General features: G+C 72.9%; 4 protein-coding genes and 1 pseudogene. All 5 read left to right on the forward strand.

Annotated elements, in window-relative coordinates:
* Positions 1–474: pseudogene (locus tag D8M29_RS07035) on the forward strand (glycosyltransferase); the annotation flags it as partial.
* A 155-nt stretch (positions 475–629) separates the two neighbouring features.
* Entirely contained in the window at positions 630–1,889 is a 1,260-nt protein-coding gene (gene wecC, locus D8M29_RS07040; RefSeq protein WP_036381206.1) for a UDP-N-acetyl-D-mannosamine dehydrogenase, read from the forward strand.
* 3 nt (positions 1,890–1,892) lie between these two features.
* Positions 1,893–3,644, forward strand: a complete 1,752-nt coding sequence (locus D8M29_RS07045; protein ID WP_036381209.1) for a glycosyltransferase family 4 protein — start codon at positions 1,893–1,895, stop codon at positions 3,642–3,644.
* 238 nt (positions 3,645–3,882) lie between these two features.
* Positions 3,883–4,500: a hypothetical protein gene (locus D8M29_RS07050; RefSeq protein ID WP_127435260.1), complete on the forward strand. Its 618-nt coding sequence runs from the start codon at positions 3,883–3,885 to the stop codon at positions 4,498–4,500.
* On the forward strand, positions 4,497–6,776 hold the full coding sequence (locus D8M29_RS07055) for a glycosyltransferase (protein WP_127435259.1): 2,280 nt from the start codon (positions 4,497–4,499) through the stop codon (positions 6,774–6,776). The genes D8M29_RS07050 and D8M29_RS07055 overlap by 4 nt, the downstream gene beginning before the upstream one ends.
* The last annotated feature ends 83 nt before the right edge of the window (positions 6,777–6,859 follow it).

Genomic DNA, 6,859 nt, shown 5'->3' on the forward strand with positions numbered 1-6,859 from the left:
CTGATCTCCCGGCCGGGGGTGCGCGTCCGGCTGGTCGGGGAGGGGACCCGGCGTCCGGCGCTGGAGGCCCGCAACGCCGAGCTCGGCTCGCCGGCCGAGATCCTCGGACCCGTCCACGGCTCGGCCGTGGCCCAGCAGTACGCGTGGGCGGACACGCTGGTGGTGGCCCTGCGTCCCGACTGGCCGAGCTTCCGGCACACCGTGCCCTCCAAGACCTACGAGGTGCTCGCCGTCGGCCGGCACGTCACGGGCCTGGTGACGGGGGAGGCCGCCCGCACGCTCGAGGCGGCCGGCGGCGCCGAGGTCATCGGCCCGGACGTGGACGACCTGGTGCGGCACCTGACGGCGCTCGCGGACGACCCGCATCGCACCGACGTCGGCGCGGGCGGACGCGACTGGGTGCGCCGCCACGCCGACCTGCCGGCCGTGGCCCGCCGCTACGAGCGACTGCTGCGCCGCGTCGCCGGTCGCTGAGCCCGACGTCGGCCCTGGAGCGGAGACGTGCTCGGTCACGGTACTCGCGGCGCCGTGGGTCGAGTCCGGTCCCTATACTCGACAAGGCATTACAGGTGGCCCGACGTGCGTTGCGGTCTTCCTGTGCGACCGTTTCGACGAATGAGGACCACCGCATGACGACGCAGATCAAGGACGTGGCCGTGATCGGCCTGGGCTACATCGGACTGCCGACGGCTGCCATCCTGGCGGAGAACGGCGTGCGCGTGCACGGCGTGGACGTCTCGGACCGCACGGTGGACGCCGTGAATGCGGGCACGGTGCCCTTCGTGGAGCCGGACCTGGCCGGGTTCGTCGCGCGCGGCGTCGAGAAGGGCCTGCTCAGCGCCTCGACGACGACGCCGGCGGCGGACGCCTACATCGTCGCCGTGCCGACCCCGTTCAAGGACGGGCACTCCCCGGACCTGGGCTACATCGAGGCCGCCGCCCGCGGCCTGGCCCCGCAGCTGACGGGTGACGAGCTCGTCATCCTCGAGTCCACCTCGCCCCCCGGCGCCACCGAGCACATGGCCGAGGTGATCTTCGCCGAGCGTCCTGAGCTGCGCGAGTCCGAGCTGGACTTCGCCCACTGCCCCGAGCGGGTGCTCCCGGGCCGTGTGATGGTCGAGCTCGTGACCAACGACCGGATCGTCGGCGGCTCGACCCGGCGCGCGGCCGAGCGGGCCCGCGACCTCTACCGCACGTTCTGCGAGGGCGAGATCCTGCTGACGGACACCCGCACCGCGGAGATGGCCAAGCTCGTGGAGAACTCCTTCCGCGACGTCAACATCGCCTTCGCCAACGAGCTGTCCGTGATCTGCGCCGAGCAGGGCATCGACGTGTGGGAGCTCATCGAGCTCGCCAACCACCATCCCCGCGTGAACATCCTGCAGCCGGGCCCCGGCGTGGGCGGCCACTGCATCGCCGTGGACCCGTGGTTCATCGTGGACGCCGCCCCGCAGACCGCCCGGCTGATCCGCGCGGCCCGGGAGATCAACGACGGCAAGCCCCAGTGGGTCATCGACCAGGTCAAGGCTGCGGCCTTCGACGTCCAGCAGGCCACCGGCCGCGCTCCGGTCGTCGCAGCCCTCGGCCTGGCCTTCAAGCCGAACATCGACGACCTGCGTGAATCCCCGGCCCTGAACATCGCGGCCGAGCTGGCGGGCCAGTTCTCCGGGTCCGACGTGCTCGTGGTCGAGCCGCACGTGACGGAGCTGCCGGCCGCGCTGCAGGGCAAGGACAACGTGCGCCTGGTCGCGGCCGACGAGGCCCTGGACGCCGCCGACATCGTGGTGCTGCTGGTGGACCACTCCGCCTTCGCCGACCTCGGCGACCGCGTGGCCGACAAGCGCGTGATCGACACGCGCGGCCAGTGGCGCGCAACGCCGGGGTCCTGATCCGTGGGTTCCGCCTCGGCCGTCCCGTGGCGGTCCAACCTCGGCGTGCTCGCGCAGACCGTGGCCGAGCACGCCGTGGACGACCCGATCCTGCTCACGCTGCAGGGCGCCCGGCGGCTGCCTGAACGTCTGAGGGGCACTGCCGCGCGAGGGCTGACGACGTTGGGGACAGCCGCAGGCGGGGTACCGGCCGCGGTGGGTTTTCACATGTTGGGGGCCGCCGAGGACGCTCAGGAACGACTGGCCGCCGCCGACGGGATCCGCTACGCGCCGGCGCGTGCGGACGTGCTCGTGCACCTGTCCGCGTTCGAGGACGCCGCCGCCGTCCTGGAGGCGGTCCCGCCGGCGTCCCGCGGCGCGGCCTGGCACGCTGCGGCCTCACGTCTGGCCCACCACACCGGTGACCTCGACGCCGCCGTGCGGCACGCCCGTGTCCATCGACGGAACCGGGCCCTGGCGCGCCGCATGGCGGGTGAACGCGAGGCGTTGACGGGCGACTGGCCGACCCTGCCGCGCGAAACCGGGTACACACCGCGCCCGGGGCGGGTGCTCCACGTGCTCACCAACTCCCTGCCCCACACCCGCTCCGGATACGCCCAGCGCAGCCACGCGATCCTTCGGGCCCAGGCCGAGGCAGGTCTGCAGGTCAGTGCCGTGACCCGCCCCGGCTACCCCGTGCAGGTGGGTGTGCCGTGGGCGCGTGCGGTGGACGTGGTGGACGGGATCGAGTACCACCGACTGACGCCGTCGCGCCTGGCCCAAGGCCAGGCCGCGCGGGTGCGTCAGCATGCCGCACTGCTGCTCGAGGTGGTCCGCGCCGAACGCCCGGCGCTGCTGCACACCACGACCCACTACGTGAACGCGATGGCTGTCCGCGCCGTGGCCGAGGCCTGCGGGATCCCCTGGGTGTATGAAGTCCGCGGTCGCCTCGCCGACACGTGGGCCGCGACCCGGGGACCCGCGGCGACAGCCTCCCCCCGGTACGCCGCCTTCACGGCCCGTGAGGCCCAGGCCGCCCGCGCTGCGGACGCGGTCGTCACCCTCGGGGAGGGCATGCGGCAGACGCTCGTCAGCGAGGGCGTCGATCCCGAGCGGATCGTGCTGGCCCCCAACGCGGTGGACGCCCGCTTCGAGGCGCCGCCGCCCTCTCGTGCGAAGGCCCGTCAGCACCTCGGCCTGGATCCGGACGGCCGGTACGTGGGCACAGTCTCCTCGATCGTGGACTACGAGGGGCTAGACCTGCTGGTGCGGGCTGTGGCCCGGCTGGCCCCGGAACACCCCCGCCTCCGTCTGCGCATCGTCGGAGACGGGGTCGCCCTGCCCGGCCTGCGCGTGCTCGCTCACCGCCTGGGGATCGCCGACATCTGTGAGTTCCCCGGGCGGGTGGCCCGCGAGGACGCAGTGTGGCACCATTCGGCCCTGGACGTGTTCTGCGTCCCGCGCCGGGACCTCCCCGTCACCCGCGCCGTCACGCCCATGAAGTCTGTGGAAGCCTCGGCGCTCGGCCGCCCCGTGGTGGCCTCCGATCTGCCCGCACTCGCGGAGCTGGTCGAGGATGGGGTCACCGGCGAGTTGTTCCGTGCCGAGGACCTGGACGCGTTCGTGGCGGCCCTCGGCCGTCTGCTCTCCAGGCCAGAGGAGGCCGAGCGACTCGGCCGAGCGGGACGGGACTGGGCGCTGGCCACTCGCACCTGGTCGAGCAACGTCACCCGCTACCGAGACCTGTACACAGCCCTGGGAGTCACCGATGCCTGAAAAGCCGTTGTCACGCCGGGTCGTCAGCGCCGGTGGCCGCATTCTGCGGGCCACCCGGCGACGCGTCGAACCCAATCTGAGCCCGGAGATGCGCCGTCGCCTGTCCCGCGCGGTTCGTGCGATGCCCGACCCCATGGCCGAGCGGGTCCGAGGTGCCGCCCGCATCACCCCGCGCTCCGCCGCCGTCGGAGGCCGAGGCCGAGGCCGCGGGCGTGGACGCGGACGTCCCGCGCTTGTCATGGATCCTCTCGATCTGCTGGTCGAGGTCCCCGCCGCCGGCGTGCAGATGGCCGGCCGTGCGGCCGCCGCTGTGCGGGACGACGCCGGTGCCGCCGCCCGCCTCGACAGGGCCCTGCACGGGTCCCACCCACCGGTCAGCCGGCCGGCCGGGGGCGGCCGCCGTGTGGCCGTGCTCGCCCGTCCGGAGATCGAGGAGGCCCTGATCGATGCCGGCCATGCCGTCGAGCCCCTCGTGCCCGGCACTGCACGCGCCGTGATGGCGCGTGTCGAGGTCGCGGTCCTGGATCTCGAGGGGTTCACCGGTGTGTGGGGCGGCGCCTTGGATGCCGAGGGCGTGGGTTTGGCCCGTGAGGTCATGACCGCCGTCGAGGAGGGTGCCCGTCGGGGTGTGACGACCTGGCTGGCGGCCGGCACCGGGCGACGCAGCCACCTGGGTGCTCCGGCCCTCTTGGCCCATCCCAACATCGAGGCGCTGGACGTGCTGAACCCCGCGCCGCCGATCCACTACACCCAGGACCCCACAGACGCCCCGCGCGGTGTGGCCGATGTGGTTCTTGGGGTCCTGCATGACGCCGAGCCCCACGTCCGCCCCCTTGCCCGAGAGACCCACGCATGAGCACCGACCACCTGACCGCCGTCTCCGAGACCACGGACCGCCCCCGCGTGCCGGTCGTCCTCTTGTACGGGGACGTGGACCTCAACGTCCTGGACGGATCCGCTGTCTGGCTGGGGTCCATGGCCGAGACGTGGGTGGCCGCCGGCGCCGAGGTCCACGTGCAGCTGAAGGCGCTCGAGCGCCGTGACGTCCTGACGTCGGACCTACGGGCTCTCGCTGGTGTGACGTTGCACGAGGCCGACCCCGAGCCGGGCACGGACCAGATGGACCGCCCCCGTGCCGTCGAGGTGCTGGAGGATCTCGCAGAGCGGCTTCACCCGGACATCGTCATGGTGCGCGGCATCCACCTGTGTGCGGAGGTCGCCCGCCGGGGTGCCTTCCCCGGTCGGCTCTGGTCCTACGTGACCGAGTTCGGCTACCCGTCCAGTGGCGCGGCCCCGGCAAAGCTGGACGTCATCCGCTCGATCGCCGCCGCCAGCCGCGTGATACTCGCCCAGACCGAGGACGCCCGCGCCGTTCTGGAGGCTTACGTTCCCGAGGCCGCGGGCCGCACCCTCGTGCTCACCCCGATGATCCCGGACGCCCTCGTGGCCTCGGCCACCCAAGCACGGGCCCACGGTGAGGCAGCGGCGCACTCCGATGCGGGGCGTCCGCTGGAGCTGGTCTACACGGGCAAGTTCGCCCGGAACTGGCGCACCGACCTGATGCCCGCCCTCGTGTCGGCCCTCGCCGGGCACGGCGTCCCGGCGCGCCTGACGATGGTGGGTGACAAGGTCCATAGGGAGAAGTCGGACCCCACGTTCTTCGGCCGCATGACGGAGCTGATGCAGACCCCGGACCCGGCGGTGACCTGGACCGGTGGCGTTCCCCGCAGTGCAGCCCTCGACCATACCGCCCGGGCGGACATGGCCCTGAGCTGGAGGTCGCCTGCCCTGGACGTGAGCCTCGAGTTGTCCACCAAGGTCCTCGAGTCCTGCGCCCTCGGTGTGCCTCCGGTCCTCAACCGGACCGCGGCGCACGAACGGCTGCTCGGGGTGGACTGGCCCCTGTTCGTGGAGCCGCATACGGACTCCGTCGAAGGCGTCGCGCAGCTGTTGGCCACGGCCCGCCCGCATCTGGGGGCGCTGGCCGAGCGTGCCGTGGCGGCCGCGGCCCCCTATCGGGTCTCCGCCCGGGCCGAGGTGCTGCGTGGGTATGTGGAGCGGGTGGTGCCCGGATTCTCCCCGCAGGCTCTGCCGGCGTTGCGGTCTGCCGAGACGACAGGCAGGAACCCTGCCTCCCCGGGCCGTCCGCTGCGGGTCGTGGTGGCCGGCCACGACCTGAAGTTCGCGGGCGAGCTGCTGGACATGCTGCGCACCCATCCCGGGGTCGAACTGCGGATCGATAGGTGGGCGGGCCTGCACCGGCACGATGCGTCCGTCTCCCGCGAGCACGTTGAGTGGGCGGACGTGGTGCTGTGCGAATGGGCGGGGCCCAATGCGGTGTGGTACGCCCGCCACAAGCGCCCCGGTCAGAAGCTCGTCGTCCGACTCCACATGTTCGAGCTGCGCGGTGCGTGGCTGAGTGACCTCGACCTGGATGCGGTGGACACACTCATCACCGTCTCGGACCATTACCGGGATCTCACGGTGGAGGCACTCGGTGCGGACCCGGGGCGCGTGCGGGTCATCCCCAACGCAGTGTCCGTGGCGGACCTGGCCCGGGAACCCGTGGCAGGCGCCGAGTTCCGCCTGGGGCTGGTCGGCATCGTTCCGCTGCGCAAGCGCCTGGATCGCGCCCTGGACCTGCTGCGCGTGCTGCGCGCCGCAGACGACCGGTTCACCCTGCACGTGCGTGGCCGCATGCCGTGGGAGTACCGCCACGAGTGGCAGGATCCCCTCCAGCGGGAGGGGTACCTGGATCTCTTCGCGAAGTTGGGCGGGGATCCGCTGCACCGGGCGGTGGCGTTCGAACCGTTCGGCGCGGACATGGGCACGTGGTTGCGGCGCATGGGATGGGTGCTCTCACCCAGCTCGGTGGAGAGCTTCCACCTCGCGCCCGCCGAGGGGATGGCGGCCGGATCGCTCCCGGTGATCTGGGACCGCCCGGGTGCGGACGGCGTCTTCGGCGCCGACCTCGTCCACGCGGACACTGAGGCCGCCGCCCGCTGGATCCTGGAGCTCACACAGGACGAGGCACGACGGCAGGAGTGGTCCGCGCACATGCGGGAACGCGTGCTCGCGTTCGACGAGCGCACCGTGGCCCGTGCCTGGGCGGAGGCCCTGGGCCTGGACTGAGGGTCAGGGCCGGCGCGGGGCGCGCGTGCCGAGCACGACGTCGGCCAGGGCGGGCAGGACGAGCTCGGCGGCGTAGGTCCGGG

Origin of the sequence: Micrococcus sp. HSID17227 (assembly GCF_003989405.1) — a bacterium.
Lineage (GTDB): Bacteria > Actinomycetota > Actinomycetes > Actinomycetales > Micrococcaceae > Micrococcus > Micrococcus luteus.